Raw genomic sequence first — 17,029 nt, 5'->3', positions numbered from 1 at the left:
CGCGGCGCCCACGGCTGGCACGTGCTCCGGCGGACGACGTCCGGCGCCGTGACGGCCGTTGGACCGCCAGCAGCGCGGGAACACGACCGGGCGGACGGCGCCTCGGCGGTGCCGTGTCAGGCTCGCGCGCCGGACACGACCCCGCCTCGGCGCTCGCGCGCCAGACGACCCCGGTGCCTCGGCGCTGCCGTGTCAGGCGCTCGCGCGCCAGACGACCTCGGTCGGCAGGATCAGTCCGTGCGGACCGTCGTCGGTGCCGGAGATCTGCGCGAGGACCTGGCGTGCCGCGTGCTCGCCGAGGGTCTTCGCCGGCTGCCGAACGGTGGAGAGCGGCGGGTCGCAGCGGAGCGCCCAGGCGCTGTCGTCGAACCCGACCACGCCGACGTCGCCCGGGACCGAGCGCCCGGCACGCTGCAGGACATCCATCGCCCCCGCGGCGACGGCGTCCGACGCGGCGAACACGCCGTCGATGTCGGGGGCCCGGTCGAGCAGCTCGCGCATGCCCTCGACGCCGGCGGTGTAGCTGAAGAGCGGGTTCGGGGCGACGAGCGCGGGGTCGAAGCGGTCGCCGAGTGCGGCCTCGAAGCCCGCGAGACGATCTTGCCCGGAGTCGCGGTCGAGTCCGGACGCGAGCATGCCGATCCGCCGCCGTCCGGTCTCCACGAGTCGACTCGTGATCTCGAACGCGGCCGCGCGGTTGTCGATCGCGATGTACGAGGTGTTCGGCGCGTCCGACGGGTGGCCGACGAAGCACGCGGGCAGCCCGATCTCCTCGACGGCCCGGGTCACGGCGTCGCCGTCGCGGGCGGAGAGCACGATCGCACCGTCGACGAACCCGCCGCGGAGGTACTCGACCACGCGCTCGTTGTCGCGGGCGGAGTCGACCATGATCGTCACGAGCTGCTGGTCGGCCTCGGACAGCACGGAGTTCGTGCCGATGAGGATGTTCCCGATGTTCGGGTCGTCGAGCACCTGGACCGAGGGCTCGTGCACGATGAGCGCCACCGCTCCGGAGCGGCGGGTGACCAGGCTGCGAGCTGCGGCGCTGCGGACGTACCCGACGCGACGGACGGCTTCCTGCACCGCTTCGCGGGCCTTCGGTGAGACGTACGGTTCGTCGTTGAGGACGCGGGAGACCGTGCCCCGGGAGAGGCCGGCTTCGTCCGCGACGTCCTGGATCGTGGCGCGGGAACGGGCGGCACGGACGTCGGACATGCCGCAAGCGTATCCGGCCGCGACGGCGGGGACGACCGGTCGGTGTTGACATCGGCGGCGCGCTGGTGTTCACTCTGGGAGCGCTCCCAGAACAACTCGGACCCGCTCGTCCGCCGCGGGCTGGGAGCGCTCCCAGAATCCTGGGTGACCTTCGCCGTCGAAGGGGTCGCACGCGACCGGACGGCATGGCCGCCCCGACCAGCGAGGACGCCCGTGACCACCACCACCCAGCCGACCGCCGCCACCGGCGCGCTCGGCCTCGGCTCGACCGGCCTGGCGTTCGGGTGCGACTACAACCCCGAGCAGTGGGACCCCGAGGTCTGGGTCGAGGACGTCCGGCTCATGCGCGAGGCCGGCGTCAACCTCGTCGCGATCAACGTGTTCGGGTGGTCGCACGTCGAGCCGCGCCAGGGAGAGTACGACTTCACCGCGCTCGACCGCGTCATCGAGCTGCTGCACGGCGCCGACATCGGGGTCGACCTCGGCACCGGCACCGCGTCGACCCCACCGTGGCTGACCACCGCACACCCCGAGGTCCTGCCGGTCGTCGCCGACGGGACCACCCGCTGGCCCGGAGGACGTCAGGCGTTCTGCCCGAGCAGCCCGGTCTACCGCGAGCACGCGCTCGCGCTCGTCCGAGCCACCGCCGAGCGGTACGGCGACCACCCGGCCGTCAAGCTGTGGCACGTCTCGAACGAACTCGGCTGCCACAACGCGCACTGCTACTGCGACGTCTCCGCCGAGGCGTTCCGGACCTGGCTCCGGGCCCGCTACGGCACGGTCGAGGAGCTCAACGCAGCCTGGGGCACCGCGTTCTGGAGCCAGCGCTACTCCGCGTGGGAGCAGGTCCTGCCGCCGCGCGCCACGCTCTCGTTCACCAACCCCGGTCAGACGCTCGACTTCGACCGGTTCTCGTCCGACGAACTGCTCGCGCACCACCGCGCCGAGGCCGAGGTCCTCCGCGGCCTGAGCGACAAGCCCGTCACCACGAACTTCATGGTCGCCGCGCACATCACCGCGATGGACTACTGGACGTGGACGGGCGACATGGACGTCATCGCGAACGACCACTACCTCGACCACCGCCTGCCTCGGCCGCACGTCGAGCTCGCCTTCGCCGCCGACACGACGCGCGGCCTCGCCGGTGGCGCCCCGTGGCTGCTCATGGAGCACTCGACGGGTGCCGTGAACTGGCAGCCGCACAACGTCGCGAAGGCCCCGGGTGAGATGCTCCGGAACACCGCCGCGCACATCGCCCGCGGCGCCGACGGCGTGTGCTTCTTCCAGTGGCGCGCGTCCGTGCAGGGCAGCGAGAAGTTCCACTCCGCGCTGCTGCCCCACGCGGGCACGGAGTCCCGCACCTGGCGGGACGTCGTCGACCTGGGCGCACTCGTCGAGCGGCTCGGCGAGCTCCGCGGTTCCCGCGTCGCCGCCGACGTCGCCCTCGTCTTCAGCTGGGAGAACCAGTGGGCGGCCGACCTGGAGGCACACCCCACCACCGCGCTCCGCTACCTCGAGCAGGTCCACGCGTTCCACGGCGCGCTGTGGGACCTCGGCGTGACGGTGGACGTCGTCGCCCCCGGTGCCCCCCTCCACGGCTACGCGGTCGTTGTGGTCCCCGAGCTGTACCTCGTCCGCGACGAGCACGCCGCCGCGATCGCCGACCACGTCGCCGCCGGCCGCAGCGCGGTCGTCACCTTCTTCAGCGGCATCGTCGACGAGCGCGACCGGGTCCGCGTCGGCGGCTACCCGGGCGCCTTCCGCGACCTGCTCGGCGTCCGGGTCGACGAGTTCCTCCCGCTCGCCGCCGACCAGACCCTCGCGCTCTCCGACGGCACCCGTGCGCACACCTGGTCCGAACCGGTGGAGCTCCGCGGCGCCGAGGCCGTCACGCACTACGCGGAGGGTCCGCTCGACGGCTCGCCCGCGGTCACCCGCAACACGCACGGTGCCGGGAGCGCCTGGTACGTGTCGACCGTCCTCGACGACGAAGCACGGGCCGACCTGCTCCGCCGGGTGCTCGACGAGGCCGGCGTGACCCCCGACCCCGCCGCCCAGCCGGGCCTCGAGGTCGTCCGACGCCGTGATGACCAGCACGAGTGGGTGTTCCTGCTCAACCACTCCGGCCGGGCGGTCGAGCACCACGAGGCGGGCCACGAGCTCGTCGCCGACCGCGCCGTGGCCGGCACCACGACCATCGCCCCCGGTGGCACCCAGATCATCCGCACGGACAGGAAGCGTTCATGACCACCACAGCCCAGCGACCCCGGGTCGCCCGACGTCGACGCGGCGGGGGCTTCCGGTACCGTCGCGCGATCGCGGTCTTCGTCACGCCGTTCGCCGTGCTCTTCACCGCGTTCTACCTCGTCCCGATCCTCTACGCGGTGTGGCAGTCACTGCTGAAGATCGAGCGCCAGGGCACGTTCGGCGCCCCGACGCAGGTGTTCGGCGGCCTCAGCCAGTACGTGCTCGTCTTCCAGAACAGCGAGTTCTGGGGCTCGATCCTCCGCGTGCTGCTGTTCGGCGTCGTGCAGGTCCCCGTGATGCTCGCGCTCGCCCTGGTCTTCGCGCTCCTGCTCGACTCCCCGCTCCTGCGCGGCAAGCGGTTCTTCCGCCTGGCCTTCTTCGCGCCCTACGCCGTCCCCGGGGTCATCGCGGCGATCATGTGGGGCTACCTCTACGCGCCGAACCTCTCGCCGTTCTCCGCCGTCACGTCGAAGGTCGACCTCCTCGGGTCCGGGACCGTGCTCTGGGCCGTCGCGAACGTCGTCACGTGGGTCTACGTCGGCTACAACATGCTGATCATCTACTCGTCGCTCCTCGCGATCCCGACCGAGATCTACGAGGCCGCCAAGCTCGACGGTGCGTCGCAGTTCCGGATCGCCTGGTCCATCAAGATCCCGATGGTGATCCCCGCGATCGTCCTGACCGCCGTGTTCTCGATCATCGGCACCCTGCAGCTCCTGACCGAGCCGACCGTGTTCCGGCAGTTCACCTCGACGATCTCGTCGACCTTCACGCCGAACATGCTCGTCTACTCGACCTCCTCGGTGCCGAACTTCAACCTCGCCGCGGCGTTCTCGGTCGTCCTCGCCGTCGCCACGTTCGTCCTGTCGATCGGGTTCCTCCGACTGACCCAGCGGAAGGCCGCCCAGTGACCGTCAACGCACCCTCCCGACGTGACCTCGTGGCGGACGCAGGCCGTCCGCTCGACCCGAACCGTGCCTCCAGGCCGCACCAGCGTGGAGCGCGGGGACCACGCGAGAGCGTCATCTCGCGCGGCGCGGCGATGCTCGTCATGGGCGTCTTCACCGTCTACTTCCTGCTGCCGATCTTCTGGCTGCTGGTCTCGTCGACGAAGACGACCGCGAACTTCAACACGACGTTCTCGCTCTGGTTCAGCGCCTCGTCCGTGCAGGACTTCGTCGGCAACCTCGGCCGGCTGTTCACGTACCAGGACGGCGTCTACGTCCGGTGGATGCTCAACAGCATCGCCTACGCCGGCGTCGCCGGGCTCCTCGGCACCGTGCTCTCCGCGATGTGCGGCTACGCGCTCGCGAAGTACCGGTTCCGCGGCCGCGAGGCCCTCTTCAACGTGTTCCTCGGCGGCGTGCTCGTCCCGGCGACCGCACTGGCCCTCCCGCTGTTCCTCATCTTCAGCCAGGTGGACCTGACCGACACGTTCTGGTCGGTGTTCCTGCCGAGCATCGTCAGCCCGTTCGGCGTGTACCTGTCGCGTCTGTTCGCGGCGTCGAGCGTGCCCGACGAGATCATCGAGGCCGCGCGCATCGACGGCTCCGGTGAGGTCCGCACGTTCTTCACCGTGGCCGTGCGGCTCATGTCGCCCGCGCTCGTGACGATCTTCCTGTTCCAGTTCGTCGCGATCTGGAACAACTTCTTCCTGCCGCTCGTGATGCTCCGCGACTCGTCGCTGTTCCCCGTCACCCTCGGCCTCTACACGTGGAACTCGAGCGTGAACCAGTACCCGGACCTCCGGACCCTCGTGCTCATCGGGTCGTTCGTCTCGATCATCCCGCTGCTCGTCGCGTTCCTCTCCCTCCAGCGCTTCTGGCGGTCCGGCCTCGGAGCCGGCGGCCTCAAGTAGCAGCGACCCCGTCGCGGCGGTGACCTCCCGGCCGCGACAGCCTCCACCAGAACCTTCGACCCTCCACCCACATCCGAACGGAAACAGCATGAAGACAACGAAGTTCCTCAGCGTCGCCGCCGTGGCGGTCGCCGCGACCGTGGCCCTCGCCGGCTGCAGCGCCGGCGGCAGCGGCTCCGGGAGCGGTTCCGACACCGCGGCCGCGAGCTGCAAGCCGTCGAGCGGCAAGGTCACGCTCGACTTCACCACCTGGGTCCCCAACATGGACAAGGTCGTGGCGATCTGGAACAAGGAGAACCCGGACATCCAGGTCAAGGTCTCCATCGTCGCGAACGGCAACAGCGGGACGTACCAGAACTTCTTCAACCAGCTCAAGGCGAAGCAGGCGCCGGACATCGGCCAGGTCGAGTACGACACCCTGCCGGCGTTCCGGGTGCAGGGCGGCCTCGAGGACATCGGTGCCTGTGCCGGCATCAGCGACGCGAAGAAGGACTTCTCGTCCGGCCTCTGGAACCAGGTCACGTTCGGCGAGTCGAAGTCGGTCTACGCCGTGCCGCAGGACTCCGGCCCGATGGCGCTGTACTACCGCAAGGACCTCTTCGAGAAGGCCGGCCTCGACGTGCCGAAGACCTGGGACGAGTACGCCGAGGACGCCGTCAAGATCAAGGCGATGGGCGGCAACATCACCAACTTCGCCAAGGGCGACGTCAACCAGTTCGCCGGGCTCGTCTCGCAGGCCGGCGGCCAGTGGTTCTCGAACTCCGGCTCGGACTGGACGGTGAACCTCACCGACAGCGCGTCGAAGAAGGTCGCCGACTACTGGCAGGACCTCATCGACAAGAAGCTCGTCAACACCCTGCCGAGCTTCACCGACCAGTGGAACAACGCGTACGACAAGGGTCAGGACTGGACCTGGGTCTCGGCCGTCTGGGGTGCGAACACCATCTCGAGCGGTGCGCCCTCGACCTCGGGCAAGTGGGCCGTCGCGCCGATGCCGCAGTGGACCGCGGGTGAGACCAAGTCCGCTGCCTGGGGTGGCTCGTCCAACGTCGTCTTCACGGGCAGCAAGCACCCGGCCGAGGCGTCGAAGTTCCTGGTGTGGCTGAACACGTCGGAGGAGGCGCTCGCCGCCCTGAACAAGGAGGCCAACCTCTACCCGGCGTCCACCACCGGTGCCGACCTCCCCGCGCTGACCGAGGGGCTCCCCTTCTACGGCAACCAGAAGATCTACGAGGAGTTCGCGACCGCGGCGAAGGACATCCAGCCCTTCACCTGGGGTCCGACCATGACGCAGACCTACTCGGACGTGTCCGACGGGTTCGGCCAGGCGGCGTCCGGGAACGGCACGCTCCTCGAGGCGCTCCGGTCGGGGCAGTCCAAGACCGTCGCGGCGCTCAAGGCGCAGTCGATCCCGGTCAAGGGCTGAACGCCCTGACGGGCTGAGGCGCTGACGCGCTGACGGACGGGAGGCACGGTACCGGCTGACACCGTGCCTCCCGTCCGTCGTGGGGTCACGGCGAGGTCGCACCGCGTCAGTGGGCGGCGCGCTTCTGCCGCGCCGCTGGGCGCTCGCAGGAGTGGCCGAGTTGAGGTCATCACCGATATGACATGATCAATTCTCAATCCGGCGATCGCCGGGTCCACGAAGGGTGCGCATGACAGTTCAGCGGGCAGAGAACGAGGAGTCCGGAAGTGGTCGGGTGATGGCCCCCCGCCCGAGTCGGAGCGGCCCGGGATGGTTCCGGCTGCAGATGATCCAGGTCACCCCGACCCTGCTTCTCATCGTCGCTGTCTGTGCGATGCTCTGGGGAATCGTGGAACGCTTCGCAGAGGCTGCGCAGCAACGCGACCTTGCCGGCGTCCTCTCGGTCTTCAACGGCTTTCCCGTGTTCCTGGGCCTGATCGGTGCGACGCTCATCACTCTCGCGATGCGGACGCGATCGCGGTCGCGATCCGAACAACGAGCGTTTCGCAAGGAGGCTCGCTGGGACCCGATTCCCTCGGCGTCCGAGATCGCTGAGCTGGATGATGCGTCCCGTCGCCTCCGTCATGCGCTCCGACGCGACCACCGTGAGGCCGTGCGGCGTGATGCGCGCGAACTCGGTTCGGCGCGGTCGGCGGCCGCTGCGTCGTACGAACGACTCGGAAACCTGTCGCTCTGTGCCGCAGCGGTGTTCGCGGCGATCAACTGGGTGTTCATCCGTTGAGCTGACTCGCTCCGAGGGCGGCTGCGTCGAGGCCGACGGCGCGGGCGGTCGTGCTCCGGACGAGGTCGTCGCGCGTCGATCGGTCGAGGTGGTCGACGAGGGCGTAGCCGTTCGTGGCGTCGACGAGGGCGAAGAGCAGCCGGCCGACGGCTGCAGGGTCCTCGGTGTGCATGACCCCGGCGCTCACCCCGGCCTCGACGACACCGGTCGCGAGTCGCTGCCACTCGTCCATGACGTCGCGCGCGGCAGCGGCGAGCACGTCGTTCGTCCGGCCGAGGCTCCAGGCGTCGGCCCAGAGGACGGCGACGTCGTCGCGGGCGGGATCGGTGACGGCGGCGAGCAGGACGGACAACTGCGCGACGGGGTCGGACTCACGGGCCACGAGCCGGGTCACCTCGGCGACCTCGTCGGACGCGATCGCCCGGAACGTGTCGCCGACGAGGTCCTCCATCGCGGGGAAGTAGTGCGCCACGAGCGACGGCGCGACACCGACCGAGGCCGCGGTCCCGCGCAGCGTGACGGCGGTCAGTCCGTCAGCCCGCGCGAGCGCGATGGCAGCCTCGGTGATCTGGGCCTCCCGCTCGGCCGGGCTGAGGCGCCGGCGGGCCGGTGTGGTCGGCACGCGCACAGCCTAGACGGCGGCCACCCGGCCGGTGCCGGTGGCTCCGGTCGGGCCGTCGACGCCGGTCGGGCCGTCGACGCCGGTCGGGCCGCTGCTGCCGTCGACGACGAACGCGGCCCAGAGGTCGGCGCGGGTCGCGAAGGCGGAGAGGTCGCGGTCGAGCAGCCGACCGGCGTGCTCCACCCGGGCGCGAGCGGTGTGCCGGTGGACGCCGAGGGCCTGGGCGGTGCGGTCGTACTCGCAGTTCTGCTCGAGCCAGGTGCGGACCGTGCGGGTGAGTGCGGTGCCGGAAGCGCGGTCGTGGTCGAGGAGCGGGGCGAGGAACGCGCGGGCCACGGCCCCGGCGTCGACGTCGACGTGGGCGAGGTGGGCGAGCACCCCCTCGCGGGCGAGGTCCCCGAACTCGGTGGTGCCGGGGCGTCCCTCGCGGCGGCGGTCGAGCGCCTGCACGGCCTCGGTGCGGGCGCGGCCGAAGTACCGGTACGAGGCTCCGTCGGAGAGTCCGGCGTGCAGCTCGAACCGGTCGACGAGCTCCTCGACCACGGCCGTGTCCTCCGCGCCGACGCAGAGGAAGAGCGCGTCGTCGACGGCGAAGAACAACCGGCCGGGACGGTCCTGCACCCACAGCTCGAGCAGGTCGACGACGGCGTCGAGGTCCTGGTCGGCCACGTCGACGGCGGCGATCCGCACCGGCTCCGGTGGGAGTGGTCCCCACACCTCGCGCGAGGTCGAGTCCACCACGGCCGGGTCGCCGACCGACAGCATCGTGAGGAGCCCGGTGCGCAGGAGTCCCCGGGCCCGGGCGAGCTCGCGGTTCTGCTGCAGGGCGAGTCCGGCGAGGGCGATGACGGCGGTGACGACCTCGCGCCCTGCCCGGTCGAGCGCGCCGCCGTTCTGGATCGCCAGCACCCCGGCGAGGTGCCCACCGCTGCCGAGGGTCTGGAGCGTGTACCCGGTGCGGTGCTCGGTGGTGACCGGCAGGCTCGCCCGCTGCCCCGCCCGGAGCAGTCGGAGCGTCTCGGACCGCAGCACGTCGAGGTCGGCGTCCGGGACGGCACGGTCGGGGAACCCGCGGTCGAGCCTGCCCGTCAGGTCGAACAGCCCGACCCACCCGTCGAGCTGCCGGGAGAGCTCGGCGATCGTCGCACCGAGCCCGTCCGGTCGCATCGCCGCGAGTGAGATCGCCCGCTGCGCCGCGAGTGCCCACGCGTTCCGGGCGTTGGCCTCGCGCGACACCGCGTCGGCGTTCGCCTGCGCGACGGCGATGAACGACGTCTCGTAGGGCACCTCGAAGAGCGGCAGACCGTGCGCGTCGCAGGCCTCGACCAGCGACGCCGGGGTGCCGGCCCGGACGACCTCCGTGCCGAACCCGAGCGCGACCACACCGCGCCGCCGGAGCCGGTCGACGTAGGCCTCGGCGATCTCCGCTCCCACCTCGGCGTCCCCGAACTGCGTGCCCGTCGTGAGGAGGCCCTGTCCGTCGGCGAGGAACGGCGTCGGGTCCTCGAGGTCCGAGCTGTGCAGCCAGGACAGCGGGGCGTCCAGGTCGGGTGCATCGTCGCTCGTGAGCAGCCGGAGCCGGAGGTCGGCGCGGTGGAGCAGGGAGCGCAGCGTGGCGGGCATGGACGGATGCTATCCGCTGTGGCGAAGGGGAGCGGACCGGGTGTACGCCGTGGACGGTGGGGCTCCCGGCGCGAGGCTCCTACGATCGCCGCATGACCTCCACCGTCGCACCCTCGACCAGCGCCGCCACGGGTGGCCCCTCGCTGCCGCAGGAGCGCCGGCTCGTCACCGAGGTGCCGGGTCCCCGCTCCCGGGAGCTCATGGACCGCAAGCGCGCCGCGGTGGCCGCCGGCGTCGGGGTCGCGGTGCCGATCGCGGTCGTCGCTGCCGGCGGCGGCGTGGTCGTCGACGCGGACGGCAACTCCTTCGTCGACCTGGGGTCCGGCATCGCCGTCACGAGCGTGGGCAACGCCCACCCCCGCGTGGTCGAGGCCGTGCAGCAGCAGGTCGCGTCGTTCACGCACACGTGCTTCACGATCGCCGCCTACGACGGGTACGTCGAGGTCGCGGAGGCGCTGAACCGACTGACGCCCGGCGACCACGAGAAGCGCACGGCCCTGTTCAACTCCGGTGCGGAGGCCGTCGAGAACGCGGTGAAGATCGCCCGGAAGCACACCGGCAAGCAGGCGATCGTCGTGTTCGACCACGCGTACCACGGCCGGACGAACCTCACGATGGCGCTGACGGCGAAGAACCAGCCGTACAAGAACGGCTTCGGACCGTTCGCCCCCGAGGTGTACCGCGTCCCGATGTCATACCCCTTCCGCGACGGCGGCCTGACCGGGGCCGAGGCCGCGAAGCGCGCGATCACCCAGATCGAGAAGCAGGTCGGCGCCGAGAACACGGCCGCGCTCCTCATCGAGCCCATCCAGGGCGAGGGCGGCTTCGTCGTCCCTGCGCCCGGCTTCCTGTCCGCCCTGTCCGAGTGGGCGACGGCGAACGGCGTCGTCTTCATCGCCGACGAGGTCCAGACCGGGTTCGCGCGCACCGGTGCGATGTTCGCCAGCGAGCACGAGGGCGTCGTCCCCGACCTCGTCACGACCGCGAAGGGGATGGCCGGCGGCATGCCGCTCTCCGCAGTGACCGGGCGGGCCGAGATCATGGACTCAGCCCACGTCGGCGGCCTCGGCGGGACGTACGGCGGCAACCCCGTCGCGTGCGCCGCAGCGCTCGCCGCGATCGACGCCTTCGAGCACGACGGGCTCGTGGAGCGTGCCGCGGCCATCGGCGACCTCCTGCTCGGTCGCCTCCGTGCTGCACAGGCCGAGGACCCCCGCATCGGCGACGTCCGCGGCCGCGGTGCCATGGTCGCGATCGAGCTCGTCGACCCGGAGACCGGCGAACCCGACGCCGCGCTCACCGGTCGTGTGGTCAAGTACGCGTACGAGCACGGCGTGATCGCGCTCACCGCGGGGACGTACGGCAACGTCCTCCGCTTCCTCCCCCCGCTCGCGATCGACGACGCACTCCTCGGCGAAGGCCTGGACGTCGTCCTGGAAGGACTCGCCGCAGCATGACCGACACCCGGACCGACCACAGCACGACCGACACCCGGCAGCCCGCCGGCCGCACCGACGCCGAACGCGAGCTGCTCGCGAAGGTCCCCACGGGCCTCCTGGTCGACGGTACGTGGCAGCAGGCGGCCGACGGCGCGACGTTCCCCGTCGTGGACCCGTCGACGGGGGAGACGCTCCTCGAGATCGCTGATGCGACCCCCGAGGACGGTGTCCGCGCCCTGGACGCCGCCGCGGCCGCCCAGCAGGCGTGGGCTGCCACCCCGCCGCGGCAGCGCGCCGAGGTGCTCCGGAAGGCGTTCGACCTGCTCCAGGAGCGACGCGCGGACTTCGCGCTCCTCATGACGCTCGAGATGGGCAAGCCCCTCGCCGAGGCGAACGGCGAGGTCACCTACGGGGGCGAGTTCCTCCGGTGGTTCTCCGAGGAGGCCGTCCGGATCGGTGGCTCCTACGGCACCAACCCCGAGGGTTCCGGCCGAGCGATCGTGACGCACAAGCCCGTCGGGCCGACGTTCCTCATCACCCCCTGGAACTTCCCGCTCGCGATGGCGACACGCAAGATCGCCCCCGCGCTCGCCGCCGGGTGCACCGCGGTCGTGAAGCCGGCCGAGCTCACCCCGCTCACGACCCTGCTGTTCGCGGACCTCCTGCTCGAAGCCGGGGTGCCCGCCGGGGTCGTGAACGTCGTCCCGACGAGCCACGCGGGAGCGCTGTCGGAACCGATCATCAGCGACCCCCGGCTCCGGAAGCTGTCGTTCACGGGGTCGACCCCCGTCGGCCGGACGCTCCTCGCGCAGGCCGCGCAGAACGTCCTCCGCACGAGCATGGAACTCGGCGGCAACGCGCCGTTCCTCGTGTTCGAGGACGCCGACCTCGACCTCGCGGTGGAGGGCGCCCTCGCGGCGAAGTTCCGCAACACCGGACAGGCGTGCACCGCGGCGAACCGGTTCATCGTGCAGGAGTCGGTGGCCGAGGAGTTCGCCCGGCGTCTCACGGAACGCGTCGGGGCGATGACCGTCGGCCGCGGGACCGAGGACGGTGTCGCGATCGGACCGCTCATCGACCAGCGCGCGGTCGACAAGGCGCACCGGCTCGTGACCGACGCCCTCGACCGGGGTGCCACCCTGTGCACCGGTGGGCAGCCCGTCGAGGGCCCCGGGACGTTCTACGCGCCGACCGTCATCACGGACGTGCAGCCCGGGAGCGACCTGCTCCGCGACGAGATCTTCGGCCCGGTCCTCGCGATCCGCACGTTCTCCTCCGAGGACGAGGGCATCGCAGCGGCGAACGACACCGAGTACGGCCTCGTCGGGTACGCCTTCACCGAGGACCCCGCCCGCGGGCAGCGACTCATGGAGCGGCTCGAGACCGGCATGCTCGGACTGAACACCGGCATCGTGTCGAACGCGTCCGCACCGTTCGGCGGCGTCAAGCAGTCCGGCCTCGGGCGCGAGGGCGGCGGCGAGGGCCTGCACGAGTACCTCGAGACCATGTACACACTGACGCCCGACCCGTTCGGGCGCACGAAGGGAACGCAGCGATGACCATCGAGAAGGACGTCGTCGTCATCGGCGCCGGGGTGACCGGCCTCGTCGCCGCGAACCGCCTCGTCGCGCAGGGCCGGAGCGTCGCCGTGCTCGAGGCCCGCGACCGCGTGGGCGGTCGGACGTGGACGAACGACATCGAGGGCGTCACGCTCGAGATCGGCGGGCAGTGGGTCTCCCCGGACCAGACGGCCCTGCTCGAGACCCTTGACGAGCTCGGGCTCGCAACCTACGACCGGTACCGCGAGGGCTCGAGCGTCTACATCGACCAGCACGGCTCCCGCACCGAGTACACGGGCGACATCTTCCCGCTGCCCGAGGCCACCGCGACCGAGATCGAGCGGCTCGTGGCGGTCGTGGACGAGTACGTCGCGAAGGTCGACCCCTCGCGGCCGTGGGAGACCCCCGACGCCGCCGCGCTCGACGAGGTGTCCTTCCGTGGATGGCTCCGGCGGCTCAGCGACGACCGGGTCGCGACCGAGAACGTCGAGCTCTTCATCGCCGGCGCCATGCTGACGAAGCCTGCGCACACCTTCTCCGCGCTGCAGGCCCTGCTCATGGCGGCCTCGGCGGGGAGCTTCTCGAACCTGGTCGACGCCGACTTCATCCTCGACAAGCGCGTCGTCGGAGGGATGCAGCAGGTCTCCGAACGGCTCGCGGCGAAGCTCGGCGACGACGTGCACCTGAACGCGCCGGTCCGGACCCTCCGCTGGGACGACGAAGGCGTCCTCGCGATCGCCGACGGCGGCGTCGAGGTCCGCGCGAGGCAGGCCCTCGTGGCCGTGCCGCCGCCCCTGTACTCCCGGATCTCCTACGAGCCGCCGCTGCCCCGACGGCAGCACCAGCTCCACCAGCACCTCTCGATGGGTTTCGTCATCAAGGTGCACGCCGTCTACGACCGGCCGTTCTGGCGCGGCGCCGGACTGTCCGGCACGGCGTTCAGCCCGTACGAGCTCGTGCACGAGGCGTACGACAACTCGATGCACGGCTCCGAGCAGGGCACGCTCGTCGGCTTCGTCTCCGACCAGCACGCGGACGACGTCTTCGCCCTGTCGGCCGAGGAGCGCAAGGCCCGCGTCCTCGAATCGCTCGCGCACTACTACGGGGACGAGGCGCGACGCCCGGTCGTCTACTACGAGAGCGACTGGGGGACCGAGGAGTGGACCCGCGGCGCCTACGCCGCGAGCTTCGACCTCGGTGGACTCGTCCGGTACGGCGCCGACCAGCGTGCGGCGGTCGGCCCGCTGCGGTTCGCGTCGAGCGACCTCGCCGGGCACGGGTACCAGCACGTCGACGGTGCGGTCCGGATGGGCCGCGAGGCGGCCGCCGACATCCTCGCGGCACTGCCGCAGCCGGTGGCGTAGGAGACGGGACCGGATGACGGCCGGGAGGCGCGGTGCGGGCCCGCAACGCGCCTCCCGGCCGTCTCCCGGTCACCTGGACGGACGCGGCGAAGGCCGCGCGTAGCGTCCCGGCCATGAGCGACACGAGCAGCAGCCAGCCGTCCGACGCCGAGCGCGAGTACACCGAGGACCTGCCGGACGGGTCGCCGTCGGGCGATGCGACCGAGGACCCGTCGCAGGACAGCGACCACGATTCGGGCGGTGAGCCCGAGGACCCGCAGTCGGTCTAGTCGGTCACTCGCTCGCCCGGATCGGTTCCCCGGTCTCCGGGTCCCAGCCGACCACCCGTGGCTGAGCGGGTCGCGAGACGCGGCGGACCCGCGGCGGGAACCAACCGCGTGCGCCCGGCAGGTACGGGAGCACAGCGGCGATGGTGGAGGCGATCCCCTCGGCCGTGGTCAGTCCGTACGGCGGTGCGAAGGACCCGATGAGGGAGACCGCGCCGAGGACGGCCAACCAGAAGCGAGCACGACCCGACCCGCGGGCGAGCCGCAGCGCCCCGAAGGCGAAGAAGCCGAGCACGGCGAACCCGAGGACGATCGGCACCACGGACCAGGGGCCGAACCCGCGGGCCTCGGCGCCGATCCGGACGGTGTGGGCAACGGTCTGCACGGCGAACACCACCAGCCAGAGCACGACTGCAGCGGTCACGACGGTGGGGCGGGAGCGAGGATCGCCGGTGGTCACGAGCCGATCCTAGGGCCGGCCGACGCGCCCGGGGTACGACGTCCGACCCGGGTCACAGCGGCCGACCGGTACAAGGACGACATGACCACTTCCTCCCGCACCCCGCTCGGCGTGACGCTCGTCGACGGAGGCGCGAACGTCGCCCTCTTCTCGAGCACCGCCGAGCGCGTCGAGTTCTGCCGCTTCGACGAGGACGGCACCGAGCACCGCACCGAGCTCCGGAACCGCACCGGCTACACCTTCCACGACGTCGTCCCGGACGTCACCGTCGGCACCCGCTACGGCTTCCGCGTCCACGGCGCCTGGGACCCGGCGAACGGCCTGCGGCACAACCCGGCGAAGCTCCTGCTCGACCCCTACGCCACCGCGATCGACGGCACCTACGAGTGGGGGCAGGCGCTCTTCGGCCACGACATGGAGCACCCGGAGCAGCAGGACGACACCGACTCTGCCTCTGCGATGCCGAAGTCCGTCGTCGCCGACCGCGACTTCGACTGGGACGGCGACAGTCGCCCGGGGACCTCCTACGCCGACACCGTCGTGTACGAGGTGCACGTCAAGGGCTTCACGAAGCAGCACCCGGACGTGCCCGAGGAGATCCGCGGCACCTACGCCGGACTCGCGCACCCGGCAGCGATCAAGCACCTCACCGACCTCGGCATCACCGCCGTCGAGCTGCTGCCGACGCACCAGTTCGTGCAGGACTCGACGCTCGCCGACAAGGGCCTCCGCAACTACTGGGGCTACAACTCCATCGGCTTCTTCGCCCCGCACGACGAGTACTCGTCGTCGGGGACCGCGGGCCAACAGGTGCGCGAGTTCAAGGAGATGGTCAAGGCCCTGCACGCCGCCGGGCTCGAGGTCATCATGGACGTCGTCTACAACCACACCGCCGAGGGCAACCACATGGGCCCGACGCTGTCCTTCAAGGGCATCGACAACCAGTCGTACTACCGGCTGGTCGAGGGCGACGAGGCGAACTACTTCGACACCACCGGCACGGGCAACAGCCTCAACGTGTCGCACCCGTCCGCGCTCGGCCTCATCACCGACTCGCTCCGGTACTGGGTCGAGGAGATGCACGTCGACGGCTTCCGGTTCGACCTCGCCACGACGCTGACCCGCCAGGACGGCGAGGCCGAGAAGCACTCCGCGTTCCTCGACATCATCCACCAGGACCCGGTGCTCCGCGAGGTGAAGATGATCGCCGAGCCGTGGGACACCGCCGGGTACCAGGTCGGTGGCTTCCCGGCGGACTGGTCGGAGTGGAACGGCAAGTACCGCGATGACCTCCGCGCGTTCTGGCGCGGCGACGAGGGCACCCTCGGCGACGCCGTCCAGCGCATCCTCGGCAGCCCGGACGTGTACGAGGGGTCCCGGCGCTCGCCGCTGTGCTCCGTCGACTTCATCACCGCGCACGACGGCTTCACCCTCGCCGACCTCACGATGTACGCCGAGAAGCACAACGAGGCGAACGGCGAGGACAACAACGACGGCGAGAGCGACAACACCTCGTTCAACGGCGGCATCGAGGGTCCGACCGACGACGGCGCGGTGAACGACTACCGGGACCGCCAGCGTCGGAACTTCCTCGGGACGCTGCTGCTCTCCGCCGGGGTGCCGATGATCCTCGGTGGTGACGAGATCGCCCGCTCCCAGGGCGGCAACAACAACGCCTACTGCCAGGACGACGAGATCTCGTGGTTCGACTGGGCCGCTGCGGATCGAGACCTGCTCGCGTTCACCACGGCGGCGATCGCGTTCCGCCGCGAGCACCCGGCGCTCCGACCTGAGTGGTACCGGACCGCGCCCGGTGACTCGGAGTCGACCGTGCAGGTGCTCCGCGCCGACGCGCAGGGCTTCGAGGACACCGACTGGGCTGACGGTGGGAACCGTGCCGTCATCCTCGTGTTGACGCAGGGCGACGACGCGGTGGCGGTGCTCCTCAACGCCTCGGACACGACCGTGGAGTTCACGCTCCCCGAGAAGCCCGGTGGCGGGAGCTGGGCGCTCGGGCTGTCGAGCGACCAGGAGCAGGCGGTCGGCGGCGACGCCGCCACGGTGCTGGTGCGGGACGCGTCGTTCACGGCGTTGGTCTAGACCGGACGACGGACGGGAGGCGCGGTGCCGGCTGGCACCGCGCCTCCCGTCCGTTGCTGGTCCGGTCGG

General features: G+C 71.3%; 14 protein-coding genes. 10 read left to right on the top strand and 4 right to left on the bottom strand.

Annotated elements, in window-relative coordinates; genetic code table 11:
* Positions 1–192: 192 nt before the first annotated feature.
* Positions 193–1,215, bottom strand: coding sequence for a LacI family DNA-binding transcriptional regulator (locus NS184_RS03740; RefSeq protein WP_058724793.1), 1,023 nt, complete (start codon positions 1,213–1,215; stop codon positions 193–195).
* A 213-nt stretch (positions 1,216–1,428) separates the two neighbouring features.
* On the opposite strand from NS184_RS03740, the gene NS184_RS03735 reads away from it, so the two are divergent.
* The 5 genes from NS184_RS03735 (at position 1,429) to NS184_RS03715 (ending at position 7,527) form a co-directional block, all read left to right on the top strand.
* On the top strand, positions 1,429–3,462 hold the full coding sequence (locus NS184_RS03735) for a beta-galactosidase (RefSeq protein ID WP_083513429.1): 2,034 nt from the start codon (positions 1,429–1,431) through the stop codon (positions 3,460–3,462).
* On the top strand, positions 3,459–4,373 hold the full coding sequence (locus tag NS184_RS03730) for a carbohydrate ABC transporter permease (protein WP_058724792.1): 915 nt from the start codon (positions 3,459–3,461) through the stop codon (positions 4,371–4,373). The genes NS184_RS03735 and NS184_RS03730 overlap by 4 nt, the downstream gene beginning before the upstream one ends.
* Positions 4,370–5,320: a carbohydrate ABC transporter permease gene (locus NS184_RS03725; RefSeq protein ID WP_242862960.1), complete on the top strand. Its 951-nt coding sequence runs from the start codon at positions 4,370–4,372 to the stop codon at positions 5,318–5,320. The genes NS184_RS03730 and NS184_RS03725 overlap by 4 nt, the downstream gene beginning before the upstream one ends.
* 88 nt (positions 5,321–5,408) lie before the next feature.
* Positions 5,409–6,746 carry an ABC transporter substrate-binding protein gene (locus NS184_RS03720; protein ID WP_058724791.1) on the top strand — a complete coding sequence of 446 codons (1,338 nt, stop codon included), beginning with the start codon at positions 5,409–5,411 and terminating at the stop codon, positions 6,744–6,746.
* Between the two features lie 325 nt (positions 6,747–7,071).
* A complete protein-coding gene (locus NS184_RS03715) occupies positions 7,072–7,527 on the top strand; it encodes a hypothetical protein (RefSeq protein WP_058724790.1) in 456 nt (151 codons plus the stop codon).
* Here NS184_RS03715 and NS184_RS03710 read toward each other — a convergent pair.
* Both NS184_RS03710 and NS184_RS03705 read right to left on the bottom strand, forming a co-directional pair.
* Entirely contained in the window at positions 7,517–8,149 is a 633-nt protein-coding gene (locus NS184_RS03710; protein WP_193750384.1) for a TetR/AcrR family transcriptional regulator, read from the bottom strand. The genes NS184_RS03715 and NS184_RS03710 overlap by 11 nt on opposite strands.
* A gap of 9 nt (positions 8,150–8,158) precedes the next feature.
* Positions 8,159–9,772: a PucR family transcriptional regulator gene (locus tag NS184_RS03705; protein ID WP_083513428.1), complete on the bottom strand. Its 1,614-nt coding sequence runs from the start codon at positions 9,770–9,772 to the stop codon at positions 8,159–8,161.
* 92 nt (positions 9,773–9,864) lie between these two features.
* Between NS184_RS03705 and gabT the strand changes: the two genes are divergently transcribed.
* The 4 genes from gabT (at position 9,865) to NS184_RS18185 (ending at position 14,403) form a co-directional block, all read left to right on the top strand.
* Positions 9,865–11,229 (top strand): 4-aminobutyrate--2-oxoglutarate transaminase, encoded by a 1,365-nt coding sequence (gene gabT / locus NS184_RS03700; RefSeq protein WP_058724788.1) that lies wholly within the window; start codon positions 9,865–9,867, stop codon positions 11,227–11,229.
* The gene (locus tag NS184_RS03695; RefSeq protein WP_083513427.1) at positions 11,226–12,770 is read left to right on the top strand and encodes an NAD-dependent succinate-semialdehyde dehydrogenase; all 1,545 of its coding nucleotides are present in this window, start codon (positions 11,226–11,228) and stop codon (positions 12,768–12,770) included. Before gabT ends, NS184_RS03695 begins: the two co-directional genes overlap by 4 nt.
* Complete coding sequence (locus tag NS184_RS03690; protein ID WP_058724787.1) at positions 12,767–14,134, top strand: flavin monoamine oxidase family protein; 1,368 nt, start codon at positions 12,767–12,769, stop codon at positions 14,132–14,134. The genes NS184_RS03695 and NS184_RS03690 overlap by 4 nt, the downstream gene beginning before the upstream one ends.
* 113 nt (positions 14,135–14,247) lie before the next feature.
* Entirely contained in the window at positions 14,248–14,403 is a 156-nt protein-coding gene (locus tag NS184_RS18185; RefSeq protein WP_193750383.1) for a hypothetical protein, read from the top strand.
* Between the two features lie 4 nt (positions 14,404–14,407).
* On the opposite strand, the gene NS184_RS03685 is transcribed toward NS184_RS18185, so the two are convergent.
* Positions 14,408–14,860 (bottom strand): hypothetical protein, encoded by a 453-nt coding sequence (locus NS184_RS03685; protein ID WP_058724786.1) that lies wholly within the window; start codon positions 14,858–14,860, stop codon positions 14,408–14,410.
* Positions 14,861–14,941: 81 nt separating this feature from the next.
* Here NS184_RS03685 and glgX point away from each other — a divergent pair, with 81 nt between their 5' ends.
* Entirely contained in the window at positions 14,942–16,960 is a 2,019-nt protein-coding gene (glgX, locus tag NS184_RS03680; RefSeq protein ID WP_058724785.1) for a glycogen debranching protein GlgX, read from the top strand.
* The last annotated feature ends 69 nt before the right edge of the window (positions 16,961–17,029 follow it).

Origin of the sequence: Curtobacterium luteum (genome assembly GCF_001475545.1) — a bacterium.
Taxonomy (GTDB): domain Bacteria; phylum Actinomycetota; class Actinomycetes; order Actinomycetales; family Microbacteriaceae; genus Curtobacterium; species Curtobacterium luteum_A.
This window is presented reverse-complemented; position numbering and strand designations above follow the sequence as displayed.

Excerpts from the sequence above, each read along its gene's own strand:
- NS184_RS03695 (WP_083513427.1), top strand. The coding sequence starts at position 11,226 with ATGACCGACACCCGGACCGACCACAGCACGACCGACACCCGGCAGCCC.
- NS184_RS03720 (WP_058724791.1), top strand. The coding sequence starts at position 5,409 with ATGAAGACAACGAAGTTCCTCAGCGTCGCCGCCGTGGCGGTCGCCGCG.
- NS184_RS03715 (WP_058724790.1), top strand. The coding sequence starts at position 7,072 with ATGATCCAGGTCACCCCGACCCTGCTTCTCATCGTCGCTGTCTGTGCG.
- gabT (WP_058724788.1), top strand. The coding sequence starts at position 9,865 with ATGACCTCCACCGTCGCACCCTCGACCAGCGCCGCCACGGGTGGCCCC.
- NS184_RS03705 (WP_083513428.1), bottom strand. The coding sequence starts at position 9,772 with ATGCCCGCCACGCTGCGCTCCCTGCTCCACCGCGCCGACCTCCGGCTC.
- NS184_RS03730 (WP_058724792.1), top strand. The coding sequence starts at position 3,459 with ATGACCACCACAGCCCAGCGACCCCGGGTCGCCCGACGTCGACGCGGC.
- glgX (WP_058724785.1), top strand. The coding sequence starts at position 14,942 with ATGACCACTTCCTCCCGCACCCCGCTCGGCGTGACGCTCGTCGACGGA.
- NS184_RS03740 (WP_058724793.1), bottom strand. The coding sequence starts at position 1,215 with ATGTCCGACGTCCGTGCCGCCCGTTCCCGCGCCACGATCCAGGACGTC.
- NS184_RS03690 (WP_058724787.1), top strand. The coding sequence starts at position 12,767 with ATGACCATCGAGAAGGACGTCGTCGTCATCGGCGCCGGGGTGACCGGC.
- NS184_RS18185 (WP_193750383.1), top strand. The coding sequence starts at position 14,248 with ATGAGCGACACGAGCAGCAGCCAGCCGTCCGACGCCGAGCGCGAGTAC.